Source organism: Pseudomonas arsenicoxydans (assembly GCF_006438915.1).
Lineage (GTDB): Bacteria > Pseudomonadota > Gammaproteobacteria > Pseudomonadales > Pseudomonadaceae > Aquipseudomonas > Aquipseudomonas arsenicoxydans_A.
The window spans coordinates 18354-41789 of record NZ_RCZE01000001.1 but is presented as its reverse complement, the minus strand read 5'-3'; the positions used below and the strand labels follow the sequence as shown (position 1 = coordinate 41789).

Sequence of the window (23436 nt, the reverse complement as noted above, 5' to 3'; positions counted from 1 at the left end):
CGAACTCGGTGTGTTGCAGCAAGGCATCGCGCGCATGGGCGTGACCCTGCGCGACCTGATCAGCGGCATCCGCGACGGCGTCACGCAAATTGCCAGCGCCGCCGAAGAACTGTCGGCCGTGACCGAACAAACCAGCGCCGGGGTGAACAGCCAGAAGATCGAGACCGATCAGGTGGCCACCGCCATGCACGAGATGACCGCCACGGTGCAGGAAGTCGCGCGCAATGCCGAACAAGCCTCGCAAGCCGCCGCCGCGGCAGACGGTGAAGCTCGTGAAGGCGACAAAGTGGTCAACGAAGCCATCGCCCAGATTGAGCGTCTGGCCAGCGAAGTGGTGCGTTCCACCGAAGCCATGAGCGTGCTGCAACAGGAAAGCGACAAGATTGGCAGCGTGATGGACGTGATCAAGGCCGTCGCCGAGCAGACCAACTTGCTGGCGCTCAACGCCGCGATTGAAGCCGCGCGCGCCGGTGAAGCCGGTCGTGGTTTTGCGGTGGTCGCCGATGAAGTGCGGGGCCTGGCCCAGCGCACGCAGAAATCGACCGAAGAAATCGAAGGCCTGGTGGCCGCCCTGCAAAATGGCACGCAACAAGTGTCGGCGGTGATGAACAACAGCCGTACCCTGACCGACAGCAGCGTGGCCCTGACCCGCAAGGCTGGCGTGTCCCTGGAAAACATCACCCGCACGGTATCCAACATCCAGTCGATGAACCAGCAGATCGCCGCCGCTGCCGAACAGCAAAGCGCCGTGGCCGAAGAGATCAGCCGCAGCATCATCAACGTGCGCGACGTGTCCGAACAGACCGCCGCCGCCAGCGACGAAACCGCTGCGTCGAGCGTTGAACTGGCGCGGTTGGGGGGGCAATTGCAGCAGATGGTCAGCCACTTCCGCGTTTGACGTTCACTTTGCGGTGAATGAAAGAACCATTCGCGAGCAAGCCCGCTCCCCCATTTGATCGGCGTCGTACCACGATCAAATGTGGGAGCGGGCTTGCTCGCGAATGCGGTCTGAATAACCACCAATGATGATGTGTCGAACCGAGAAACTTGCGACCCAACTTCAGCGAGAAGGCAGATCCAGTTCTACTCCACCATCGAGGCTGAACCGCTTATGGATTCGAGTCCCCAAGCCGTCAGTACATTTATTCTGCTCCAGTGCTTTGGTCAAAATCCGACACGCGAGATCTTCAATCGAAAGACCTCTGATATCTGCCGTTACTCGCAGTTCTTCATAGAGCTGACGATCAATATTATTGATGCTCAAACTTGCCACATGCCCTCCGATTTAACGGCAGTTGAAGCAATGAGGCTACCATGACTCTTCATTATTCGAATGTTGGGTAAGGTTGTGCCGACCGAGTGATCGGCGTTGTGACAAGAGCGCTGCCCTCGCCACTTTTGCGCAGTTTGCTCCCCTCACCGAGTCCCGCGTTGACGCAATGCCGACGGCATGAAATACGCGTCTTCCGGCACCGGTTGGGCGAAGTCCACGGTGGCGGGTTCTTCGTTGTCCAGGTTCTGCACGTAGTAACGACGCGCCTGCAAGTCATGGAAAACGTCCAGCGCACTCCAGGTGGTGGGCAGGTCGTAGAAGTTTTTCAGGTAGGCCATCGACACCCGCCACAACTCCCCTCGCCCGTCATATTGATCCACCAGTGCAGCGCCCCAACTGTCCTCGTCGAGAAACAGCACCCGCTTGGAATAAATATGCCGCGAGCCCGGCTTGAGCGTGCCTTCGACCACCCAGACCCGATGCAGCTCATAACGGGTGAATTGCGGGTTGAGGTGGCCCGGTGTGAGCAACTGCGCGTACTTCACGTCAGGGCTGCCGACTTTGTAGTTGTTGTACGGGATGTAGACCTCTTGCTTGCCCTTGAGCGTCCAGTCGTAGCGGTCTGGCGAGCCGTTGAACAGGTCGGTATCGTCGGCCGTGCGCAGGCCGTCGGATGAAGCGATCGGCGTGTCATACGCCAGGTTCGGCGCGCGGCGCACACGGCGTTGGCCGGCGTCGTAGACCCAGGCCTGACGCGGGTCCTTGAGCTGGTCCAGGGTCTCGTGAATCAACGCCGCACCGCCGGCCAGCCGGGCCGGGCTCTTCACGAACGCCAGGTAGTAGAACAGGATGTTTTTCAGGTCGGCGAACTGCCCACCGGGGCGGTAATAGTTGAAGAGCCCTTCCTGCTGCGAGGTCACGAGCGCGAAGCTGCCGTTGCGCTGTACCGGCGCTTCGGAAGCACGCCGCACCACATAGATCCCGCGATAACGGGTGATGTGGTTCCACAGCACCTCGATCCCGTCCTTGGGCACCGGGAACGGCACGCCGCCATAGGCATCGGCAAACCCGCTGCCGCCCTCGAGCAGTTTGGCCGAGGTCGCATTCTTGAAGGTGTTGTCATACAGCCATTGCGGCGCCGAGCCCGACCGGCGAGAGGGATAGACCGGCATCTGGAAGGTGTCGGGGTAGCTGTTGAACAGTGCGATCTGGCCGGGGCTGAGGTGGGCCTTGTACTGCTCAAGGTTGGCCTTGGTGATGGTGAACTGCGGCTTGTCCGCCGCGTACGGGTCCGGGTGGTGTTGACCCGGTTTGTAGCCGGCCGGCGCCTGGGTGATGCCGCCGGCCCAGGCCGGAATGGTCCCGGCGGCGTTGCCGGCACGCTCGGCGCCCAGCGGTGTCAGGGTGGTTTTCAATTGCTCGGCTTGCTGGGGCGAGATGGCGGCCAGCGTGCTGCCGGCGGCCAGGCTCAGGATTAGCGCCAGCGTGGTTTTGGTCAGGCGAGACGTGTGAAACATGATCGTTCTCCGAAATAAATCCTGCTGCGGTCTGCAAGACACAGAAGATCCAATGTGGGAGCGGGCTTGCTCGCGAAGAGGGCGGCACATCCAGCACAGATGTCGCCTGATACACCGCTTTCGCGAGCAAGCCCGCTCCCACACTTGGTTTGCGTGTAGCACTTAAAGGAAGTACTTGAGGTTGAAGCCGACGTTGTCGCGATCACGCAGGCCGTTGTCCTGCCCGCCGCCGTAGAACTCGGTGTATTGCAACTCGGCCTCCAGCTTGTTCTGGTAATTGGCCTTGATCCCCAGGGTGTAGGCCTTGCGGCCCTCGATGGTGTTGCCCGCCTGATAACTGTTGCCGTTGAAGTCGTCCTTGTAGACGACATAGGGCGAGACGTTGACCCCGGCATACACGTCGTTCCATGTACCGTTCAACATCGCGGTGTAGCTGTAGGAGTTGCGGTTGACCTGGTCGGCGCGATCGCCGCCCGACACATAGGAATAGTTACCGGTGCCCGCGTAGTAACGAGTACTGCCGTCGTACGCGGTGTATTGCAGGCTGCTACCGCGCAAATGCTCGGAGGCCAGTTCGAACACACCAAACATCGAGTCGAACGACAGGCTCGGACCAAAGTTGTAGATGCTGCCCAGCGAGGTGTTGAACGCTTCCACCCGCTCGGCGTTATTGATCTGACTGTCGAGCGTGACCATCTGCCCGCCAATGTTGATGGTCTTGCCGGACGCTACGGCAGCTGCGCCATTGGCCAGGTCGCCGATCAGGTCGTTGGTGGCGGCAACGCCGATGGGCAGGTTCGGCCGATAGGCCACTTCACCAAACACCGACGCCTGGCCCAGGGTGGTGTTGAAACTGAAGCCGTACATGCGGATGTCTTCAGCGTAGCGACGATGCGCCTGAATACTGCCCAGCACATCAATGGTCGTCAGGCCGTTGGCCAGTTCGCCGGCCTGACTGCCAGCCACCCCGGACAACAGGTTGGTCAGCGCGTTGATGTCGACCCCCTTATACCCGCCCAGGTCGGCGGAAACGGTCGGTTCCTTGGCGTGGTAATTGACCATGTACAAGCCGAACTCGGTGCTGTTGAGTTGTTCCGCAATGTAGCGGAAAGCGAAACCGAACTGGCCGTCGTTGCGCGCGTTGTAATCCTTGCCGACCGAAGCGACCTTGACGATATTGCCGAAGGTCGGAGTGACCCCGTTGGCATAAAGGCCAGTGGTGCTCAATGCCTGGTTGAGCAACGGGTTGTTACCCAGCGCACTGTACAGGCCGATCACGTTGCCGAAGCCAGGGACCGGAGTGTCCAGCGCAGTATCGGTAAAGTTGTTGTAACCGGTGTTGCCGCCGTCGGCGAACAGGTCCGATTGCGAGTAGTAAGTACCGACCGGGTCGATCCGGGTTTCCTTCCAGTTGGTCTGGTAAAAGCTCTCCATGGTCAGGGTGTCGGTCAGGCCGATGTTGAAGCTCAGCGCCTCCACCGGCACCAGCACTTCCTTGACTTCGGCACCGGGCAAACGGTACTTGGACGCGTCCACCGGGTTGGTGGTGTTGATCCCGCCACGGTAGAAAATCCCCTCGCCCCAGTTGAACACCTGGCGTCCGATACGGGCCGTGACCGGCATCTGCGCGACGTCCCAGTTGCCATAGAGGTAAGCGTCGAGCATCTCCACCCGACTGCCGGCGATATCGCGGGTCTGAGCAGTGAAGTGGTCGTCCTGCGGGTAGCTCTGGCTCGGTTGCGAAGGGTTGTTGTTGCGGTAGTAATCGTTGCGCTTGTCCATCAGTTGGGTGTCATAGAACGCGGTGCCGCGCATGAACATCCCGTAGTTCTGATAGTTGGCCTCCAGCTCCGAGGTGATCTTGTACACCTCGGAAACCAGCCCGGTGTCGAAGTTGCGATTGCCGTCGTTGGTGTTGATGTCGTCGTTGTTCTTGTCCCGGCCCTGGACCCGCCACAAGCGGCCATAGGACAAGGTGCTGTCGAATGAACCGGTGACCGAATTGTTCAGCACACTGAATTCCTCGGCCTGCACGCCGTCGACCGCGCACAGTTGCAGCAGCCCTGCCAGGCCGACGCCGGGGAGCGCCGCGCCAGACAGGCGAAATCGGGTTCTCATGGTGTGTTCCTCTTCCCTGGTTTTATTGTTTTTATGGTTTCTACATCGTTGCCGCGATGGCTATGGCGCCAGTCCCGCGCTGACATAAATCCGGCTGTGCGCACCGAAATGCCCCAGCAGTTTGAACAGCTGTTGGTTCAATTCCGGATGGTCGAAGTCTTCGCGCTGCATCTGGTTACTGGCGCTGAAATCACTGGTGATCGGAGCCGTGTCCAGCCATTGCCCAATAGCTTCATCAAACGCTGCGGATTCATCGGCGGACTCGGCGCTCACCACTTCGCGCAGGTAGTCGACTGAATACGGTGGGTAGCTGGCGTCCTGTGCAGAGTCGGTATAAGCGTCGAGCATCGGATGGGGCTGGCCGGCACGCAGCAAGCGCCGCAGCCAGGTCGACTGATATTTCTCCACCTCCATGTGCCGGGTGGCGACCCGTTCAATGGCGGCATGCTTGTCGGCATCGAAGCCGGCCAGCGCCTTGCTTTCCAGTAGCAGCAGGCTCGCCAGATCGACACCCGGCAATGGCTTGGCGTGATAAGGCTGGGTCAGGTCCTGAACGTGGTGCAGGCCCCAACCGAGAAACCGATAACCCCAGTAAGGATGGCCGCTGGCAAACGCCAGCCGCGCCAACCCCATGTATTGGTAGGCGCGCCAGTCCGGCCAGCTGCGCTGAAGAAATCCGGCCGCGGCATACACCACCGCACTTTCATGGAAGAACCCCATATGAAACGGCGCCTGGGAACTGTACTGAAACCGCGCATCACCAAATGGCTGCGGGCCGAAGCCGTACAACGCGCCCACCTCGCCGGGGTTGTCGCTGAACAGGTTGATGTCGTGGCCGTAATCAGGCTCGTCGGCGGCGCTGGCCAACACGGCCAGGGGCGCGACTTTTTCACCGTCGGCCACGCGGATGAAACGCTGGCGATTCCACGGCGAAAGGGTTTGCTCAACCATGACTTGCTTGGCCTTGAGGTGTTCACGCTCGGGCAGGTCCTTGCCCGGCATCGGCTGGACAACCATCGCCAGATGAATCTGCGGATTGATCCGCAACGCGGTGAGAAAATCGTGGCGCAGATTGTCCCCGGGCACGGCGGGCAATTTCAGGTTGTCGGGGCGCGGCGGGTACTGCGCGAAGTGCTCGCGAGCGAAGCGTTCCTGTTCGTCCAGCAGCGCAGAAACGGCGGGATATTGTTGCGCGAGAAACTGCTCCAGCGGCTCGACCTCGACCTGCGGCGCATCGCGCAAGGCCGGCAGATCCTGCAACGCCAGGTAGCTGCCGACCGTATGGTTGGACCAGCCCCACGCCATCGGTGCCGTTGCACAAAGCAGCAACAGGAGGAATGTCAGCTTCATTGCTTTTGGTTCTTATTGGATGAGCAGTGGGGTTGAGCCTAACAACCGACCCTGCCCCTGACACTGTCCAATCTCACCAGAAAAGTTCTCCGATAGCGCCACGCCCAAGATGCAAGAAACGGCACGGATCAATGTGGGAGCGGGCTTGCTCGCGAATGCGGTGTGTCAGTGAAATAAGTAGTGACTGACACACCGCATTCGCGAGCAAGCCCGCTCCCACAGGGGATCTTCGGTGTTATTTCAGGCCGGGTAACCGGTAATGTTGCGGATGCTTTGGTACAACGGCTTGAGCTGCCGGTACATGCGCAGGTAAACCTCTTTGTACAGTCGCTCATAAATCTGCTGCGCCTCGGGTTGCGGCATGAACACCGCGCCCACCCGAGTCATCGTCGCCATCGCCGTGGGAAAATCCGCGTGCAGCCCAAGCCCCACCGCACAGCAAATCGCCGCGCCCAAACCGGACGCTTCATACACATGCGGACGCTCGGCCGGCAGCCCAAAAATGTTCGCTGTGAGCTGCATCGCTGCATCACTCTGGGAGCCGCCACCAGCGACCCGCAACCGCTTGACCGAGATTTTCGAACGCTTCTCAATCTTCTCCATGCCCTGGCGCAAGGCATACGCCAGGCCTTCAAGGATCGCCCGGTAAATGTGCGCGCGGGTATGCACGTCGCCGAAACCGATCATTGCGCCCTTGGCTTCCACGCCCGGCTCACGGATGCCCGGCGACCAGTAGGGTTGCAGCATCAGCCCCATGGACCCCGGCGGCACGGCGTCGACCAGTGCGTCGAAGAGTTGCTCGGGTTCTATGCCCTGCGCTTTGGCCTGTTGCATTTCCCGCAGGCCGAACTCGTTCTTGAACCAGCTGACCATCCAGTAGCCGCGATAAATCATCACCTCGCAGTTGTATTGATCCGGCAATGCCGAGGGGTAAGGCGGGATCAACGGGACGATTTCCAGGTAGCGCGACCGGGTGCTGGTGATCGTCGCCGTGGTGCCGTAGGACAGGCACACCGTGTCTGCATCGACGACGCCGGAACCGACGACTTCGCAGGCCTTGTCGGCACCTGCGGCAATCAGCGGCAACCCCTCGGGAATACCGGTGTGGCGGCTGGCTTCAGCGGTGATGAAACCCAGCGTTTCACCGGGTTTGTGCAGGCTCGGCAATTGCTCGGGACGCACCGCCAGCGCTTGCCATTTCCAGTCGCTGGGCGCGGCCCATTTCAGACGTTTGAAATCGAACGGCAGGTAGCCGACGCAACAGCCCACGGAATCGACAAAGCGCCCGCATAGGCGATGGGTCAGAAACCCCGAGAGCAGCAAAAACTTGTCGGTCGCCGCCCAGACTTCAGGCTGGTGGCAGGCGATCCAGTTGGCCTCGGCCTGGGCGCGAAAATAATCCACGGTGGCTTGCGCGCCAACCAGTTTGAACAGCCAGCCCCACGGCCCCTTGATCCCGCCTTCGACTTCGCTCTGGCGTTGATCGAGCCACAGAATCGCCGGGCGCAGCGGCTTGCCTTGGGCATCGACGTTGATCACGGTGCCGCGCTGGGTGGTCAGAGAGACGCCGGCAATCTGAGAACGATCGATTCCGGTTTGCTGCCACACCTGCTGGCAGGCCTCGCCCAGTTTCGCCCAGTAATACTCCGGGTCCTGCTCGGCCCAGCCGGGTTGCGTCGAGTAATAGGCCTGCAACTCGACCTTGCCTTTGCCCAGCAGATGGCCCTGCAAATCGAAGAGCAGCGCGCGCACGCTCTGGGTGCCATTGTCGATGGCCAGCAGGTAACGCTTGTTCGGGTGGTTATCCATGGAGCTCTCTTCAATGGGCATCAATGCGCAGCATCCGGTAAACCGTGATGGCGTTGCCATAACGCCTGATAGCGCTGCAACTCCTGCTGCCAACGCTCGTCATCCCAGCCCAGTCGTGGCTGGCAGAGTTGGCGGATGGCCGCAAAGTATTCCTCGCCACCACGCGACAGCAACAGGCCCAGACGGGTTCGACGCAGCAGCAAGTCATCCAGGTGCAACACCATTTCCGCCTCACAGGCAAACGCCAGTTCCGCCCACAAGGTGTCCGTGGCGCCCACGCTGTCATGGCCCAATTCAACAATCAATTTCGCCAGCTTCGGCAGGTCACGGCCATGTCGCCCGGCCAGGCGCCGCCACTGGTTGCCACTGAGCCCTGGAATCGCCAGCGGCGGCACCACGGCAAACACCGGCGCGGCGTCATCATCGAAGGGGCGGTCGAGCATGCTCGCGCAGGCCTTGAGCACTTCGATGGCTTGCGGGCGAAAAGTGGTCAGCTTGCCGCCGGCCAAGGTCACGCAACCCGGCTCCTGCCACAACACATGCTCGCGGGTTTCATTCGACGGTTTGCCTTGGTGTTCACCCGCCGCGCTACCCACCACCGGGCGCACCCCGGACCAGGTCGACAGCACGTCGCCAGCGACCACCTCTGCGTGGGGAAATTGTTGAGAACAGGCTGCCAGCAGGTAGTCGAGTTCTTCGGCGCTGATGCTCGCGCTCTGGTCCAGATCGCCCTGATGATCGAGGTCCGTGGTGCCGACGACCGTGGCGCCCTCCCAGGGAAAAACGAACACCGGTCGACGGTCGCGTTCGTGCAGAAAAGTGAAGGCTTGCGCCACCGGCAGGCGCCAGCCCGGCAGCAACAAATGGCTGCCACGCAACGGGCGCAACTGACGCGGGGCATCGGGCAGGCGCAAGCGTTCGGCCCAGGCGCCGGTGGCCACGGCCAACACACGGCAACGCAATTGCAGTGATGCGCCACCTTCGCAGTCCTCGACCTGAACTCCGCACACCCGGCCCTCTTCACGCAGCAATTGCTGCACGCGCACGCCGTTGAGCACCACGGCGCCATCGGCCCGGGCCTCGCCCAATACGCGCATCACCAGACGCGCGTCATCGGTCAGTGCATCGACAAAACAGGTGCCGCCCAGCAGGTCATGCTCCTTCACCCCCGGCGCCAGATAGCGCAGTTGTTGCGCGTCATGGAAGCGATGGCTACGCCGCCCCGCCAACGCGTCATAGACGGACAACAAACCACCCAACACCCGCGGTCCGGGAAAGCCGCCACGGTATTGCGGCATCATGAAACTCATCGGTTCCACCAGCCCCGGCGCTTCGTCGAGCAGGCGCTGGCGTTCGCGAACCGAATCGCGGGTCAGGCGCCACTGCCCCTTGGCGATGTAGCGCAAGCCGCCATGGACCATTTTCGAGGATCGACTGGACGTGCCCCAGGCGAAATCCCGTTGTTCCAGCAGCAGGCAACGCCAGCCACGGCGTGCAGCTTCGCGCAGGATACCGGCGCCGCTGATGCCGCCGCCGATGACGATCAGGTCCCAGGTTTCATCCGCCAGCGTCGGCAGCACTTGCTGGCGCCACGCGGCGTTCCAGTTCGGTCTCACGGCCGTCACTCCGGCAACAACGTGCCGGGGTTCAAGCGCCCGGCCGGATCAAAATGCCGGCTCAGCGCCTGCAGGGTGGCCATCGCCAGCACGCCTTTCTCGCTCAGCAGGTACGGCGCGTGGTCCTTGCCCACGCCGTGCTGGTGACTGATGGTGCCGTGGTTATCGACGATGGTCTGGCTGGCCGCGTGTTTGAGCGCCTGCCAGCGCGCCAGCGTGGCGGGATAGTCCGCCGCCGGGCGAAACACATAGGTGGTGTAGATGCTTGAGCCTTCGCCGTAGACGTGGGACAGGTGAGTGAACACGTGCACCCGTTCGCCTTCAGCCGCCAAGGCGTCGCGCAGGCTGTTTTCGATGAGGGTGAGCAGGTTGTCGACGTTGCTCCAGTCGGTGGCCGTTTCCAGCGTGTCGACCACATAACCGGCGTTCCACAAGTTCTCGCGCAGGTAGGGAAAACGAAAACGGTTCTGCGCCCACTTCTTGCCGAGCAAGGTGCCGGTAAACACCCCGCCGAATGCCTTGAGATGCTGCCGCGCCTGGCTCAGGGACAGCGCGTTTTGCCGGCGATTGCCGGTCACGCCGAACGTCAGCAGGCATTTGCCCTCACCGGCACCGCGCAGGGCCAGGTACTTTTCCAGCCAGGCGATCTGCTGCGGATGACCGGCCAGCGCCAACTGGGTTTCGGTTTCCACGGCGTTGGACAAGCGCAGCATCGACAGCGGCACGCGCGCTTGGGCCAATTGGCGGATGGCTTGCAGCGCCTGGGTCCAGCTGGGCAGAAACACGCCGTAGAAACGTTCATCGGCGGGCAATGCGCTGACCCGCACCTTGACCTCGGAAATAATCCCGAAACGGCCCTCGCAACCCAACACCACTTCGCGCAGATCGGGCCCGGCAGCCGAGGCCGGGAACGTGGGAATCTCCAAAGGTCCGGCAAAAGTTTCCAGCGTCCCGCCGGCGAACAGTTGCTCGATTCGTCCGTAGCGCAACGATTGCTGGCCACTGGAGCGACTGGCGACCCAACCACCGAGGGTCGACAGCTCCCACGACTGCGGAAAATGCCCCAGCGTATAACCCCGGGCGCGCAACTGACTTTCCACCTGCGGCCCACTGGCGCCGGGGCCGAAGGTCGCCAGCAGGCTCTGTTCGTCAAGGTCCAGCAGGCGATTCATCCGGGCCAGGGACACCGTGACCACGGGCCGCGCGGAGTTCGGTGGATTGATGTGCCCGGCCACCGAGGTGCCGCCACCGTAAGGAATCAGGCACAAATCCTGTTCATGAGCCAGCGCCAGCAATTGGCGGATCTGTTCGGCCGTCTCGGGAAAAGCCACGGCGTCGGGATAATTGCCCAGCGCGCCTTCACGCAACGCCAGCCAGTCCGGCAGGCTCTGCCCCCGCGCGTGCAGCAGACGATCCTGCGCAACCACGCTGTACAAGGCGTGTTCCTGCAGCCGCGAGGCCGGCACGCGGGCCAATGCCATCTCCAGCGTGGCATCGGGCAACGCTCGACCGTCACCCAGCCGCTCGGCGAGAAAACTCGCGCCCTGGGCCGGCAGTTCGACCACCGTGCTTGCATCTCCCCAGCCGTTCCAGCGTCGCATGCGTGTGTCCTTTTGCGGTTCTTATGGGTGATATTTCAGGCCCCCATACTAGTCAGCTGCCCGAAAGTGTCACGGTCGCATCCGGCCAGTTCGAGTAGCCAATTGAGTCAAACGTCGCACAGATGCCAGCCATTTACTTTAGCCGTGGTTTCAAATTACCTTTCAGCGCATTCATCCGCGCACGCGGGTCTTGATCAAAGGAATACGATCATGCAATCCCTGGGCTTCACTTCCGTTCCGCCGCTGCTCAAATACCTGCGCCATGCCGAACAACTGGGCATGGCCATCGAGCCTGCGTTGGCGGCGGCCGGGTTGCAGGCGCAGCAGTTGAATGACAACAGCCTGCGGTTGCCGGGTGAAGCCCATGAGCGCTTGCTCGATTATTTCTGCGAACACTCGGGCGATCCGTTGTTCGGTCTCAACGCCGCTCATTTTGTGTTGCCCAACTCTTGGAGCGTGCTGGGTTACATCACCATGAACTGCGCGACACTGGGCGATGCCATGAGCCGCATCATGCCGTTCGAGAAACTGGTGGGCGACATGGGCGTCAGCCGCGCCGAGGTGCAGGACAGCAACGTGCACCTGATCTGGACCTGCCGCTATCAACGCCCGCGCATTCGCCGGCACCTGGTGGAAAACGTGCTCGGTTCCTGGCTGCAATACGCGCGCTGGATCGCCGATACGCAGATGTCGCCGGACGCTGTGTGGCTGGAACATCCACGTCCGGCTGACACGACACTGGCGCAATACGAGCAGTTTTTCGATTGTCCGGTGCTGTTCGACCAGCCTTATTCGGCGCTGATTGTGCCGCTGCCGTATTTGCAGTTGCCGTTGCGCCAGGCCGATGCGCAATTGCTGCGCACCCTGGAAGAACATGCGCAGGGGTTGATGGCGACACTGGAGGACGCCTCGCTGGAGCAGCGGGTCAAAAGCATCCTGCGCCAGTTGCTCAAGGAAGGCCTGCCGCGCAAGGAGCAAGTGGCCGAACATCTCGCCGTGTCAGTGCGCACGCTGCAACGCCAGTTGCATCAGGCCGGCACGTCGTACCAGCAAATCCTCGACGACCTGCGCCAGGAACTGGCCGAGCATTACCTGCTTAACAGCACGCTGCCGATTCAGGACATCGCTCAGTACCTGGGATTCACTGAGCCGCGGTCCTTTCACCGTACGTTCAAGAGTCGGCGAGGGATGCCGCCGGGCGAGTTTCGGCAGACTTACCGGGTGTGACTGCACTGGCCTCTTCGCGAGCAAGCCCGCTCCCACACTCGATATGAGTCATACACAAAATAGGTGCTCACTGAGATTCAGTGTGGGAGCGGGCTTGCTCGCGAAGGCGTCAGTCGCGACAGCGCATTAAACGTCTTTCAGTGCACATGTTTAAAGACACTCGGCGTTACGCGACAACGCCCACAGATCCTTGCGCCGCTGCCTACGACTACGCCAGAATCCGCCGGCTTGTGCGCTTGGGGGCTGCTCGGTAACTTGGTTCGCGTCACTGATTCCCAGTGATCGGGTTTAGCAGCCCGGATAGTTGCCCGGCCGTACAAGTCTCATCCAGTCAGGCATTTGCCTGCGCTTGATGGTAGCTGTGCGCATGGCACCTTCGGGTGCGCCGGGTTTGGGTGACTACCGGTCTGCTAACTTGCGCACAGCTGCCACCCTTTCGTTTAGCAGCGAGATGGACGCAGCCTTACTAGAGGTTAGTCCCCCATGTTCAAAGTAACGCCAAACCCACCGGACACCGATCCGGCCTCCCCCTACGAAACACCGGATTCAAAGAAATTCCACGAAGCCGCCGAGCGCGCCCTCAATCACTATCTGGGTCCTCCGGCCTCCCACATCATGACAAAACCCTACCAACCCAACCGCCTCTACATGGCCAACCCGGCGTCCGGTACCGAACCCTTGCTGACCGACGCCTGTGAAACCCTGGGCTCAGCCACCGTCATGCTCAACGACTTCGCCGCGATGCTCGAAGGCTCGCACCGCAAAACCGCGCAAGGTATTGCCCAAATAGTCATGGTGGCGGAAATGGCGGTCAATCAAGTGCTGGATAAATTAGTGCCCACTGAGTGATCAATGCGGTGACGAGGGCGCTTGCTACATTGGCCTCTGATCCCTGAACGAAAAAGCCCGCTGCCAAACCAAAGGGTTCGGCAGCGGGCTTCTTGGCGCGCCTTACAACATTTGCGCTCAGAGGCTGATCGCGTTGGTGAACACCAACCGATTGCCGAACGGGTCGGCGATGGTCATGTCCTGGCTGCCCCACGGCATGGCCTGAATCTGTGGGTGTGAAAAGGTGTATTCCTTGGCAATCAACTGCTGCTGGAACGCCTCAAGCTCAGTGGTCTCGATCCGCAAGGCCGAACCCGGTGTCGCATCGCCGTGGTGTTCGGACAAGTGCAGCACGCATTCGCCACGGGAGATCTGCAGGTACAACGGGAAATTCGCTTCGAAGCGATGTTGCCAGTCGATCTTGAAACCCAGGAAGTCGACGTAGAATTCCAACGCCTTGGCTTCATCGAAAATCCGCAGGATCGGGGTGGTTTTACCGAAACTCATGCAGTTACTCCCTGACAGAAAAGACACCCGATTGTAGCTGGGTCGAATGTCAGCGCTTCGGCTTGAGGGTGGCTTTCTTTAATTGCAATGTGCCACTAGTGTGACAGACCACAAAGAATGCTCACTGAAACCCAACACGTAAATCCCCTTCCCGCGCCAAAAAGCGCCCTTCCCTTTTCCCGTTCGCCTGCCCTTCGCTGTAACTCAACACACCGTTGACCCACACGCCGTCGATCCCTTCCGCCGCCCGTTGCGGGTCGTTGAAATCCGCCACGTCGCGAATGGTCACTGGATTGAACAACACCAGATCAGCCCAATGCCCTTCGCGGATTTCGCCGCGCTCTTTCAAGCCAAACCGCGCCGCCGACAGCCCGGTCATTTTGTGTACGGCAGTGTGCAGCGGAAACAGCCCGACATCGCGACTGAAATGTCCGAGAACGCGTGGGAATGCGCCCCACAAGCGTGGATGCGGGAACGGGTCTTCCGGCAAGCCGTCAGAGCCGACCATGGACAGCGGATGCGCGAGGATTCTTCGTACATCGGCCTCGTCCATGCCGTAGTACACCGCGCCCGCCGGTTGCAATTGGCGGGCGGCGTCGAGCAATGACAGGTTCCACTCGGCGGCGATGTCCATCAGGTCGCGACCGCCCATTTCAGGGTGCGGGGTGGACCAGGTGATGGTGATGCGATGGGCATCGGTGACTTGCTTGAGGTCCAGCGTCGAAGAGCTCGCCGCGTAGGGGTAGCAGTCGCAGCCCACGGGGTGGGTTTTCGCCGCGTGTTCGAGGGAGGCCAGCAATTGCGGACTGCGCCCCCAGTTACCGGCACCCGCGCATTTGAGGTGGGAAATGATCACAGGGGATTTCGCATGACGGCCGATCTGGAACGCTTCGTCCATCGCCTCCAGCACCGGTTCGAATTCGCTGCGCAAATGGGTGGTGTACACCGCGCCGAATGCGGTCAGTTCTTCAGTCAGTTGCATCACTTCGTCGGTAGAGGCCGAGAAGGCGCTGGCGTACGCCAGGCCTGTGGATAACCCCAATGCACCGGCCTCCAGACTTTCGCGCAGTTGCTCGCGCATCGCGCTGATTTCGTGCGGCGTGGCGGTGCGAAACAGGTCGTCGAGGTGATTGCTGCGCAGCGCCGTGTGGCCGACCAGTGCGGCGACGTTCAGCGTGGTGTTCGCCGCTTCGACCGCCGCGCGGTAGTCGCTGAAGGTCGGATAAACAAACGCTGCGGCCGTGCCGAGCAGGTTCATCGGGTCCGGCGGGTTGCCTTTCAAACTCACCGGCGAAGCGCTGATCCCGCAGTTACCGACAATCACCGTGGTCACGCCCTGGCTGAGTTTGGGCAGCATCTCTGGCTGGCGGATCACCACCGTGTCGTCATGGGTGTGGACGTCGATGAAACCCGGCGCCAACACGCGACCAGCGGCGTCGATTTCCTCGCTGGCAGTGGCGTCGTGCAAGTCGCCGATACGCTCGATGCGGCCGTTGAGGATCGCCACGTCGGCGGGGTAACCGGGGGCGTTGCTGCCGTCGATGATCAGAGCGTTGCGAATCAGCGTGTCGTACTTCATGTCAGTCTCCCAGCGGCAAGTGATCGTCGCCGCCGCGGTAATCGTCGAGGGCGAGTTTGATCCGCCGCAGACGTTCTTGATTGTCTTCAGGATTGGCCAGCGCCAGCTCGGTGGCAAGCACATCGATGGCCAGCAGCATGCCGTAGCGCGCCGCTGTCGGTTTGTAGATAAACGAGGTTTCGACGCCTTGCAGCGGCAGTAGCACGTCCGCCAATTGCGCCAGCGGCGACTCGGCCCGGGTGATGGCGACAATGCGTGCGCCGTAACTGCGGGCCAATTCGACGGCTTCGATGAGTTCGGGGGTAATGCCGGTCAACGAACAGGCAATGACAGCGCGGCCGGCATCAAGGCTGGCGGCGGTGACGCGCATCATCACCGGGTCGTGGCATACCGCAATCGGGTAGCCGAATCGCACCAGCCGCACTTGCAGTTCATCGCTGCACAAGGTCGAGCAGCCGCCCATGCCGAACGCGTGAATCATCCGCGCCTTGCCCAGCAGTTTTACCGCATCGGCGAAGCGCGACTCGTCGAACGCCGACAAGTGCTGGCGCAAGGTCGACTCGATATCACCGACGATCTGCCCGTAAAACGCCGACTGATCGGGCGTGCCTGCCGGGTCGAGAAAACGGCTGCCAACGCCACTGGCCTGGGCCAGTTGCAGGCGCAAGTCGCGCAAGTCGCGGCAGCCTACCGTGCGGGCGAACCGCGACAGCGTGGCGGTACTGACTTCCGCTCTCAGCGCCAGCTCATCAAGGCTGGCAGCGGAGGCAAAGCCCACGTCGTCCAGCATCAGGCGAGCGATGCGCCCTTCACCGGCGCTGAAGGAATCCTGGCGGGCGCGGATCTGATAAAGGATGTCCATGGCAGGCGACTCCGGTTAGATCAGGTAAGAAAGGCCGACAGTCAGGCCGAAAGCGACCACCGAAATAATGGTCTCCAATACGGTCCAGGTCTTGAAGGTCTGGGCCACGGTCATGTTGAAGTATTCCTTGATCAACCAGAAGCCGCCGTCGTTGACGTGGGAAAAAATCACCGAGCCGGCACCGGTCGCCAGCACCAGCAACTCCGGATGGGGATAACCCAAGCCAACCGCCACCGGCGCGACAATCCCCGAGGCGGTGGTCATCGCCACCGTCGCGGAACCGGTCGCAATGCGCATCAACGCGGCGAACAGCCAGCCCATGATCAGCGGCGACAACTGAAACTCGTGGGCCAAGCTGACGATCTGGTCGGTGACGCCGGCGTCCACCAGAATCCGGTTCAGACCGCCGCCAGCGCCGACCAGCAAGGTGATGCTCGCCGTCGGTGCCAGGCATTCGTTGGTGAACTTGAGGATCGATTCACGGCTGAAGCCCTGGGCGATGCCGAGGGTCCAGAAGCTCAGCAAGGTCGCCAGCAACAGCGCGATCACCGAGTTGCCGATGAACAGCAGGAACTGGTTAAAGCCGCTGCCCGGCGTGGAAATCAGATTGGCCCAGCCACCGATCAGCATCAGCACCACCGGCAACAGAATGGTTGCCATGGTGATGCCGAAGCCCGGCAGGCGGTCACGCGGTTCGCGGTCGAGGAATTGGCGCTCCAGCGGGTTTTCCGCCGGCAATTGAATGCGCGGCACGATGAACTTGGCGTACAGCGGCCCGGCAATGATTGCCGTCGGAATGCCGATCAAAATCGCGTACATCAACGTCTGGCCGACCGACGCCCTATACACCTGCACCGCCAGCATCGCCGCCGGGTGTGGTGGCACCAGCGCATGCACCACCGAGAGCCCCGCGACCATCGGCAAGCCGACCATCAAAATCGACACCCCGACGCGCCGCGCCACGGTAAACGCGATCGGCACCAGCAACACAAAACCGACTTCGAAAAACAGCGGCAACCCGACCAGGAACGCGATGCAGACCATCGCCCAGTGCGCGTTCTTTTCGCCGAAACGGTCGATCAGCGTCCGCGCCACCTGCTCGGCGCCGCCGGACTCGGCCATCATCTTGCCGAGCATCGTGCCCAACGCTACCACCAGCGCGATGTGGCCCAAGGTTTTGCCGACCCCGGCCTCGTAAGCGCCGACCACGCCAGACGCCGGCATCCCGGCGAGCAAAGCTAGGCCGATGGACACCAGGGTGATGACAATGAAGGGATTGAGTCGGTAACGGGCGATCAGCACGATCAGCGCAATGATGGCGATGGCGGCATACACCAGCAGCCAATAGCCGAAGGACAGGGTCATGCGGTACTCCTCGAAAGGGTCACGTCGAATGGATTGTGAAACTCTTAAAACATTTCGAGAGGTGATTTTCAAACGAGGTGAAAGTTATTTTCGTATAGGGGTAAGGGTTGTCGCTGAGAGATAGGCGAGGTCGGTGAATATGAAAGTCAGATAGGCGAATTTACATAGCCCTCACGCTGATCGTTCCTACGCTCCGCGTGGGAACGATCTCGTAGAGGGCTCAGTCGTGACTGACGCGGGCGCGTTTCAGCAGTTTCTTGCAGCGCTCGGACAAATGCAGCACGCGCAGGTGCTTGCCGGCCTTGGTGTAGCGCTCGCGCAACGTATCCAGCGCAGAGATGGCCGAGTAATCGACGAAGCTCAAATGCCGGCAATCCAGCGTGACGTGGGCAGGATCATTGGCCGGGTCGAATTGATTGAGGAAGGGTGTGGTCGAGGCAAAGAACAGCGTGCCATGCACCCGGTAGAGCTTGCTGCCGTCGTTTTCCAGATGACTGTCGGCGTACAGCTGCCGGGCCTGCTGCCAGGCAAAGTTGAGCGCGGCGATGATGATCCCGCACAACACGGCGGTGGCCAGGTCGGTGAACACGGTAATCACCGTCACCGCGATGATCACCAACACGTCGTTCAACGGCACTTTGTTCACCACCCGCAACGAGGCCCAGGCGAATGTTTGCTGGGATACCACAAACATCACCCCGACCAGCGCCGCCAGCGGAATGCGCTCGATCAGCGGCGACAGAAACAGGATGAACAGCAGGATCAGCCCCCCGGCGACCATACCCGACAGCCGACCACGACCGCCGGAGCTGAGATTGATCACGGTCTGGCCGATCATCGCGCAACCGCCCATGCCACCGAACACGCCCGAGACCATGTTGGCCGCGCCCAACGCCACGCACTCGCGGTCGGGGAAGCCGCGGCTCTCGGTGATTTCGTCGGTCAGGTTCAAGGTCAGCAGGGTTTCCAGCAGGCCGACCAGCGCCATCAAAATCGCGTAGGGCGCGATGATGCGCAGGGTGTCCAGCGTCCAGGGAATGTCTGGCAGCGCAAAGGTCGGCAAGCCCCCGGCGATGTGCGCCATGTCGCCCAGCGTACGGGTCGGCAAGCCCAGCAGATACACCGCCAGGCCCACGCCCAGAATCGCCACCAGCGCCGGCGGCACGGCACGCGTGAGGCGCGGCAGCAGGTAAACGATGGCCATGGTCACGGCCACCAGCCCCGTCATCACGTACAGCGGCGTGCCAGTGAGCCAGGTGTCGCCGCTTTTGAAATGCTCCAACTGCGCCAGCGCGATGATGATCGCCAGGCCGTTGACGAAACCGAGCATCACCGGGTGCGGGACCATACGCACCAGTTTGCCCAGTTTGAGCAAGCCGAACGCCAGCATGATCAACCCGCCGAGCAACACCGTTGCGAGCAGATACTGCACGCCGTGTTGCACCACCAGCGCGACGATCACCACGGCCATTGAGCCGGCAGCGCCCGACACCATGCCCGGCCGCCCGCCAAACAGCGCGGTCAGGGTGCAAATGATGAACGCCCCGTAAAGCCCCATCAGCGGGTTGAGGTGGGCCACCAGCGCGAAGGCGATGCATTCGGGCAACAGGGCGAAAGAGGTCGTGAGCCCGGCCAGGACATCGGCGCGTAGACGTTTTGGTTTCATGGGGAGGGATCGCACGCAGGGAGTGACGAGAAGAAAGTGCGCGGATGTTACGGAATTGCGGATGGCCCGGCCAGTTGTTGGGCAGCTGAAAGCGCCTTCGCGAGCAAGCCCGCTCCCACACTCGATTTGTGCTGACCCGCGATATCCGGTGCGATGCAGATCAAATGTGGGAGCGGGCTTGCTCGCGAAGGCAGCGACGCGGTTTACAGCGAACTCAAACCATCTCGTCCCGAATCCACTCAATCACCGACACCCGCTTCGGCGCCCAGCCCAGCAACTCACGCGCCTTTTTCCCGCGCACCCGGCTGTTGGAACCCAAATCATAGTTGGCCATTTCATACCCCCACTCGGCTTCGGCGTCTTTCAGCGGCCAGTCTTGTGGCGCGCCCCGCTCCAGCGCTTGGGCAATCGCGGTGGTCATGTCGATGAACGATGCCTCACCGCTTTCAACGAAGTAGAACGTGCCCGGTACGTTTTTGGTCAGCGCCAGCAAATACAGGGACACCACGTCTTCGATGTGCACGTTGGACCAGATGTTCTGCCCCGGGCCGACATGCCGGACCACGCCACTTTTACGCGCCTGCTTGAGCAAGCGCGGCAGTTGCACGCTGTCGCGGTTGACGCCCAGGCTGTGGCCGTAGATCAGCGTGTTGCAGATCACCGCCGAGTTCACGCCGTCGTTCGCGGCGGCGAGGATCAGATTGTCGATGGCCACGCGGGCGGCCTTGTCGACGGTCGGTTCCGGCAGTTTGTCTTCGAAGTAGATGACGTCGCTGGACTTACCACCGGAGGCGTCGCCGACGATGCTCGAACCGCTGGTGTGCAGAAACACTTTGTTGGAGCCGCGCAAGGCGTCGAGCAAGGCTTGCACCGCGCCGCGATGGTCGCTGCTGGCGGCGTTGATCACGGCGTCGGCCGCACGGGTCTGTTCAGCGAGCAGTGCGCTGTCGTCCAGCGTGCCGATCACCGGGGTGATGCCCAGCGCGCTCAGTTCATTGGCTTGGGCTTCGCTGCGCACCAGGCCGGTGACCTTGTGGCCCGCGCGGATCAGACCGGTGGCGATGGAGCCGCCGATGAAACCTGCAGCGCCGGTGACGAATACGTTCATGGAGAAACTCCCTGCGTGAATAAGTGATGCGACGAGTATCGAGGAGTGATCACTGACGAAAAATCCCCTCTGACCCAATTCACTCTTGCGCAGGGATCACGAATCAGCCTTGGAAATCGGAATTCGCATACACCGCCAATTTGCCCTGAATGAAATCCAGGAAGCACTGAATGCGCAGGGCCAATTGCGAGTTGCGGTAGTACACCGCGTTGATCGGCTGGCGATAGCCGCTGTTGAAGTCCGCTAGCAGCACCTGCAAACGGCCGGCGCGGATGTCGTCGATGGTCATGTAATGCGACAGGCAGGCAATGCCCTGCCCTTGCAGCGCCAGGTGCCGGATGGTTTCGCCGCTGGAGGCACTGATCGACGCTTCGATCGGCCAGCGATCACCGTGCACGTAACGCAACGGCCACTGGTTGAGGCCTTCGTTCTGTGTAAACCCCAGCAAAGCGTGCTCACTCAAGTCCGCCACTGCCTGCGGCGCGCCGTGTTGCTCGATATAGGCCGGGCTGGCGACGATGTGCAGCGGACTGCACCCCAGCGAGCGGGCGTGCAAGGTCGAGTCGGCGAGCGTGCCGATGCGAATGGCGATGTCGGTGCTTTGCTCCAGCAGATCGATAATCAGGTCGTTGCTGTTGAGTTCCAGCTGGATGTCCGGGTAGAGCCTTCGGAATTCGTCGATGTACGGCACGATGGCGTGCAACATGAACGGCGACGCGGCGTTGATCCGCAGCCGCCCGGACGGGGTTTGCTGGCGTGAGTTGAGGCGTTCTTCGAGCTCGTCCATCTGATCGAGAATCCGCTTGGCGTGCTCGAAGAAATACTTGCCCTCTTCGGTCAGGTCCATGCGCCGCGTGGTGCGGTTGATCAGCGTGGTATCGAGTTTGGCCTCCAGCCGCGACAGCGTGCGGCTGACTGCCGAAGGCGTTTGTCCGACCTGCTCGGCGGCAGCGGAAATCGATCCGCATTCAATTACGCAGACAAAAATCTGCAATTCATCGGATCTGGCTTTCACAAAGGCCCCTCGTTCAAAACTGGCTTGATAGTAGCTGGATGCGGGGCAAAAGGAACCTCAAGCCTTGAGGCCAAACACCTCGGTCAAGTGCTGTTCATAGCGCGCGACATCGGCTTCGATGTTTGGGCGTTTCATCACATCGACGCACAGGAAGGTCGGCAGCCCGGTCATGCCGAGGAACTCGTTGGCCTTGTGGAACGGGAAGTACACGGCGTCCACGCCCTTGCCTTCGAAGAAGTCGGTCGGGTCGTCAAAGGCTTGCTGCGGTGCGTTCCAGGTCAGCGACAGCATGTATTGCTTGCCCTGCACCAAACCGCCGCTGCCGTATTTTTGCGACGCATCGGAACGGGTGCGGCCATCATTGGCGTAGAGGCTGCCATGGCCTTCGGTGAAGACTTCGTCGAGGTACTTTTTCACGGTCCAGGGTGCGCCCATCCACCAGCCCGGCATTTGATAAATGATCACGTCGGCCCAGAGAAACTTGGCCACTTCTTCGGCGACGTCGTAGCCCTCGTCGATGAAGGTGGCTTTCACGTCCACGCCGCCACGGTCCAGCACGCTCAGCGCCGCTTCATGCAGGGTGGTGTTGTAGCGGCCATCGGAGTGAGCGAATTGTTTGCCGCCATTGAGCAACAGGACTTTTTTCATGAGAAATCTCGGAAGGTTAGAAATTGGATGGCGGCAGGTTAGCGGCGAGGCTCGCGCGGAATAAGGCCCGAATGCACAAAAACCTTTTGACCAATACGCACGAATCCATAGGCGATTGTTGCCATAGACTTGCGCCGATTCTTAACTTGAGGGGATTTCTGATGAGTGAAATGCAAGGCTTTATCCTGCACGCCAAGACCCGCCCGGAAAAATCCGACGCCTTCGAAGCGTTTTTCAGCGGCTATGTAGACGCCAGCCGCGCCGAGCCCGGCTGCATCGAGTACCACATGCTGCGCGACAAACAGGACCCGACGCTGTTCATCTTCTACGAGGTCTGGCAATCCCAGGCGCACCTCGACGTGCACTCGAACCTGCCGCACATGAAGCAGTTCCTTGAGCAGCGCGATGAATTCCTGGAACGGGATTTCGAGGTCCGCGCCATCGACATGCTCAGCCCGTCGTCCGCTACCCGCTGATCAGCAAATGGCCGCCTAGCACGCCGAGGCCGATGAAGAACACTCGCTTGAACAGCACCGCGCTGATCCGCTGACGTAACCATTGGCCGAGTAACAGGCCGAGCACTGCGGGGATCAGCGCCAGCAATGACGCGCTCAATTCGCCACCGCCCAAGGCGTCGCGCCACCACAGGCCAGCCGCCAGCGCCAAGGTCGAAACGGTGAACGACAAGCCCAGCGCCTGCACGAGTTCGTCCTTGCTCAAACCGAGCGCCTGCAGGTAAGGCACCGCCGGAATCACGAAGACGCCGGTGGCCGAGGTGATGATGCCTGTCAGCACACCGCACAGCGGACCGAGCCAGCGCTCGGCGCGACTGCCGACGCGCAAGGCCGGCAGGCACAATCCGCTCAGTGCATAGAGCAACAACGCCGCGCCCAACGCCCGCACGACCCAATGCCCTCCCAACAGGCCGATCCACAACGTGCCGGCGCCCGTGCCGATGAAGATTGCCAGCAGCATCGGCCATAAACGCTTGATCAACCCACGCAAATGCCCGCCGAATGCCAGTTGCCAGACATTGGTGAGGGTCGCGGGAATGATTAACAGTGCGGCTGCCTGCGACGGCGCTATAGCCAGACCGAGCAGGCCCATGGCGATGGTGGGCAAGCCTAGACCGATGATGCCTTTGATCATGCCGGCCAGGAGGAAGGTGGCGATGACCAGTAAAGACAAGGCCAGCCCGAGGTTTTGATAGAACGCGACGAGTGTATTCATGGGGCTATCCTGAGCCTGGATTAGCCGTGTGGAAATCTGCCATATACTGAGGGTGCCTCTTGCCGAGCAAGAGCCTTATAAATAAGTTGAGGCTACTGGCCCCTTCGCGAGCAAGCC

The 23436-nt window shown here is 61.3% G+C and carries 20 protein-coding genes; 4 read left to right on the top strand and 16 right to left on the bottom strand.

Annotated features, from left to right (window positions below; genetic code table 11):
• Positions 1-34 precede the first annotated feature (34 nt).
• Entirely contained in the window at positions 35-898 is an 864-nt protein-coding gene (locus EAH78_RS33195; protein ID WP_430539920.1) for a methyl-accepting chemotaxis protein, read from the top strand.
• 162 nt (positions 899-1060) lie between these two features.
• Here the strand turns inward: EAH78_RS33195 and EAH78_RS33190 are convergent, their stop codons facing one another.
• The 7 genes from EAH78_RS33190 to EAH78_RS00135 form a co-directional block, all read right to left on the bottom strand.
• A complete protein-coding gene (locus tag EAH78_RS33190) occupies positions 1061-1273 on the bottom strand; it encodes a FitA-like ribbon-helix-helix domain-containing protein (protein WP_140663900.1) in 213 nt (70 codons plus the stop codon).
• 143 nt (positions 1274-1416) lie between these two features.
• The gene (locus tag EAH78_RS00160) at positions 1417-2790 is read right to left on the bottom strand and encodes a DUF1329 domain-containing protein (protein WP_140663898.1); all 1374 of its coding nucleotides are present in this window, start codon (positions 2788-2790) and stop codon (positions 1417-1419) included.
• A gap of 162 nt (positions 2791-2952) precedes the next feature.
• Entirely contained in the window at positions 2953-4908 is a 1956-nt protein-coding gene (locus tag EAH78_RS00155; protein WP_140663895.1) for a DUF1302 domain-containing protein, read from the bottom strand.
• 60 nt (positions 4909-4968) lie between these two features.
• Complete coding sequence (locus tag EAH78_RS00150; protein ID WP_140663891.1) at positions 4969-6258, bottom strand: phospholipase; 1290 nt, start codon at positions 6256-6258, stop codon at positions 4969-4971.
• A gap of 240 nt (positions 6259-6498) precedes the next feature.
• The gene (locus tag EAH78_RS00145) at positions 6499-8067 is read right to left on the bottom strand and encodes an FGGY-family carbohydrate kinase (protein ID WP_140663887.1); all 1569 of its coding nucleotides are present in this window, start codon (positions 8065-8067) and stop codon (positions 6499-6501) included.
• A gap of 20 nt (positions 8068-8087) precedes the next feature.
• Positions 8088-9683: a glycerol-3-phosphate dehydrogenase/oxidase gene (locus tag EAH78_RS00140; RefSeq protein ID WP_140663884.1), complete on the bottom strand. Its 1596-nt coding sequence runs from the start codon at positions 9681-9683 to the stop codon at positions 8088-8090.
• 5 nt (positions 9684-9688) lie between these two features.
• Positions 9689-11284, bottom strand: coding sequence for an FAD-binding oxidoreductase (locus EAH78_RS00135; protein ID WP_140663879.1), 1596 nt, complete (start codon positions 11282-11284; stop codon positions 9689-9691).
• A gap of 210 nt (positions 11285-11494) precedes the next feature.
• Here EAH78_RS00135 and EAH78_RS00130 point away from each other — a divergent pair, with 210 nt between their 5' ends.
• Both EAH78_RS00130 and EAH78_RS00125 read left to right on the top strand, forming a co-directional pair.
• The gene (locus tag EAH78_RS00130; RefSeq protein ID WP_140663876.1) at positions 11495-12511 is read left to right on the top strand and encodes an AraC family transcriptional regulator; all 1017 of its coding nucleotides are present in this window, start codon (positions 11495-11497) and stop codon (positions 12509-12511) included.
• Between the two features lie 483 nt (positions 12512-12994).
• Positions 12995-13360, top strand: coding sequence for a DUF6124 family protein (locus tag EAH78_RS00125; protein WP_140663873.1), 366 nt, complete (start codon positions 12995-12997; stop codon positions 13358-13360).
• A 117-nt stretch (positions 13361-13477) separates the two neighbouring features.
• On the opposite strand, the gene EAH78_RS00120 is transcribed toward EAH78_RS00125, so the two are convergent.
• From EAH78_RS00120 to EAH78_RS00085, 8 genes are all read right to left on the bottom strand, one after another.
• Entirely contained in the window at positions 13478-13846 is a 369-nt protein-coding gene (locus EAH78_RS00120) for a glyoxalase superfamily protein (protein WP_140663869.1), read from the bottom strand.
• 121 nt (positions 13847-13967) lie between these two features.
• Positions 13968-15425: an N-acyl-D-amino-acid deacylase family protein gene (locus EAH78_RS00115; protein ID WP_140663866.1), complete on the bottom strand. Its 1458-nt coding sequence runs from the start codon at positions 15423-15425 to the stop codon at positions 13968-13970.
• 1 nt (position 15426) lies between these two features.
• On the bottom strand, positions 15427-16287 hold the full coding sequence (locus EAH78_RS00110) for a MurR/RpiR family transcriptional regulator (protein ID WP_140663863.1): 861 nt from the start codon (positions 16285-16287) through the stop codon (positions 15427-15429).
• A gap of 15 nt (positions 16288-16302) precedes the next feature.
• Entirely contained in the window at positions 16303-17652 is a 1350-nt protein-coding gene (locus EAH78_RS00105; RefSeq protein ID WP_140663860.1) for a gluconate:H+ symporter, read from the bottom strand.
• A 220-nt stretch (positions 17653-17872) separates the two neighbouring features.
• Positions 17873-19318 carry a SulP family inorganic anion transporter gene (locus EAH78_RS00100; RefSeq protein WP_140663857.1) on the bottom strand — a complete coding sequence of 482 codons (1446 nt, stop codon included), beginning with the start codon at positions 19316-19318 and terminating at the stop codon, positions 17873-17875.
• 214 nt (positions 19319-19532) lie between these two features.
• Positions 19533-20426: an NAD-dependent epimerase/dehydratase family protein gene (locus EAH78_RS00095; protein WP_140663853.1), complete on the bottom strand. Its 894-nt coding sequence runs from the start codon at positions 20424-20426 to the stop codon at positions 19533-19535.
• A gap of 103 nt (positions 20427-20529) precedes the next feature.
• Positions 20530-21441, bottom strand: coding sequence for a LysR family transcriptional regulator (locus EAH78_RS00090; protein ID WP_140663850.1), 912 nt, complete (start codon positions 21439-21441; stop codon positions 20530-20532).
• A 57-nt stretch (positions 21442-21498) separates the two neighbouring features.
• Positions 21499-22089, bottom strand: a complete 591-nt coding sequence (locus EAH78_RS00085) for an NAD(P)H-dependent oxidoreductase (protein WP_140663847.1) — start codon at positions 22087-22089, stop codon at positions 21499-21501.
• A 161-nt stretch (positions 22090-22250) separates the two neighbouring features.
• Between EAH78_RS00085 and EAH78_RS00080 the strand changes: the two genes are divergently transcribed.
• A complete protein-coding gene (locus tag EAH78_RS00080; RefSeq protein WP_140663845.1) occupies positions 22251-22565 on the top strand; it encodes a putative quinol monooxygenase in 315 nt (104 codons plus the stop codon).
• Here the strand turns inward: EAH78_RS00080 and EAH78_RS00075 are convergent.
• Complete coding sequence (locus EAH78_RS00075) at positions 22555-23319, bottom strand: sulfite exporter TauE/SafE family protein (RefSeq protein WP_140663842.1); 765 nt, start codon at positions 23317-23319, stop codon at positions 22555-22557. The two genes, EAH78_RS00080 and EAH78_RS00075, sit on opposite strands and share 11 nt — an antisense overlap.
• Positions 23320-23436: the final 117 nt, after the last annotated feature.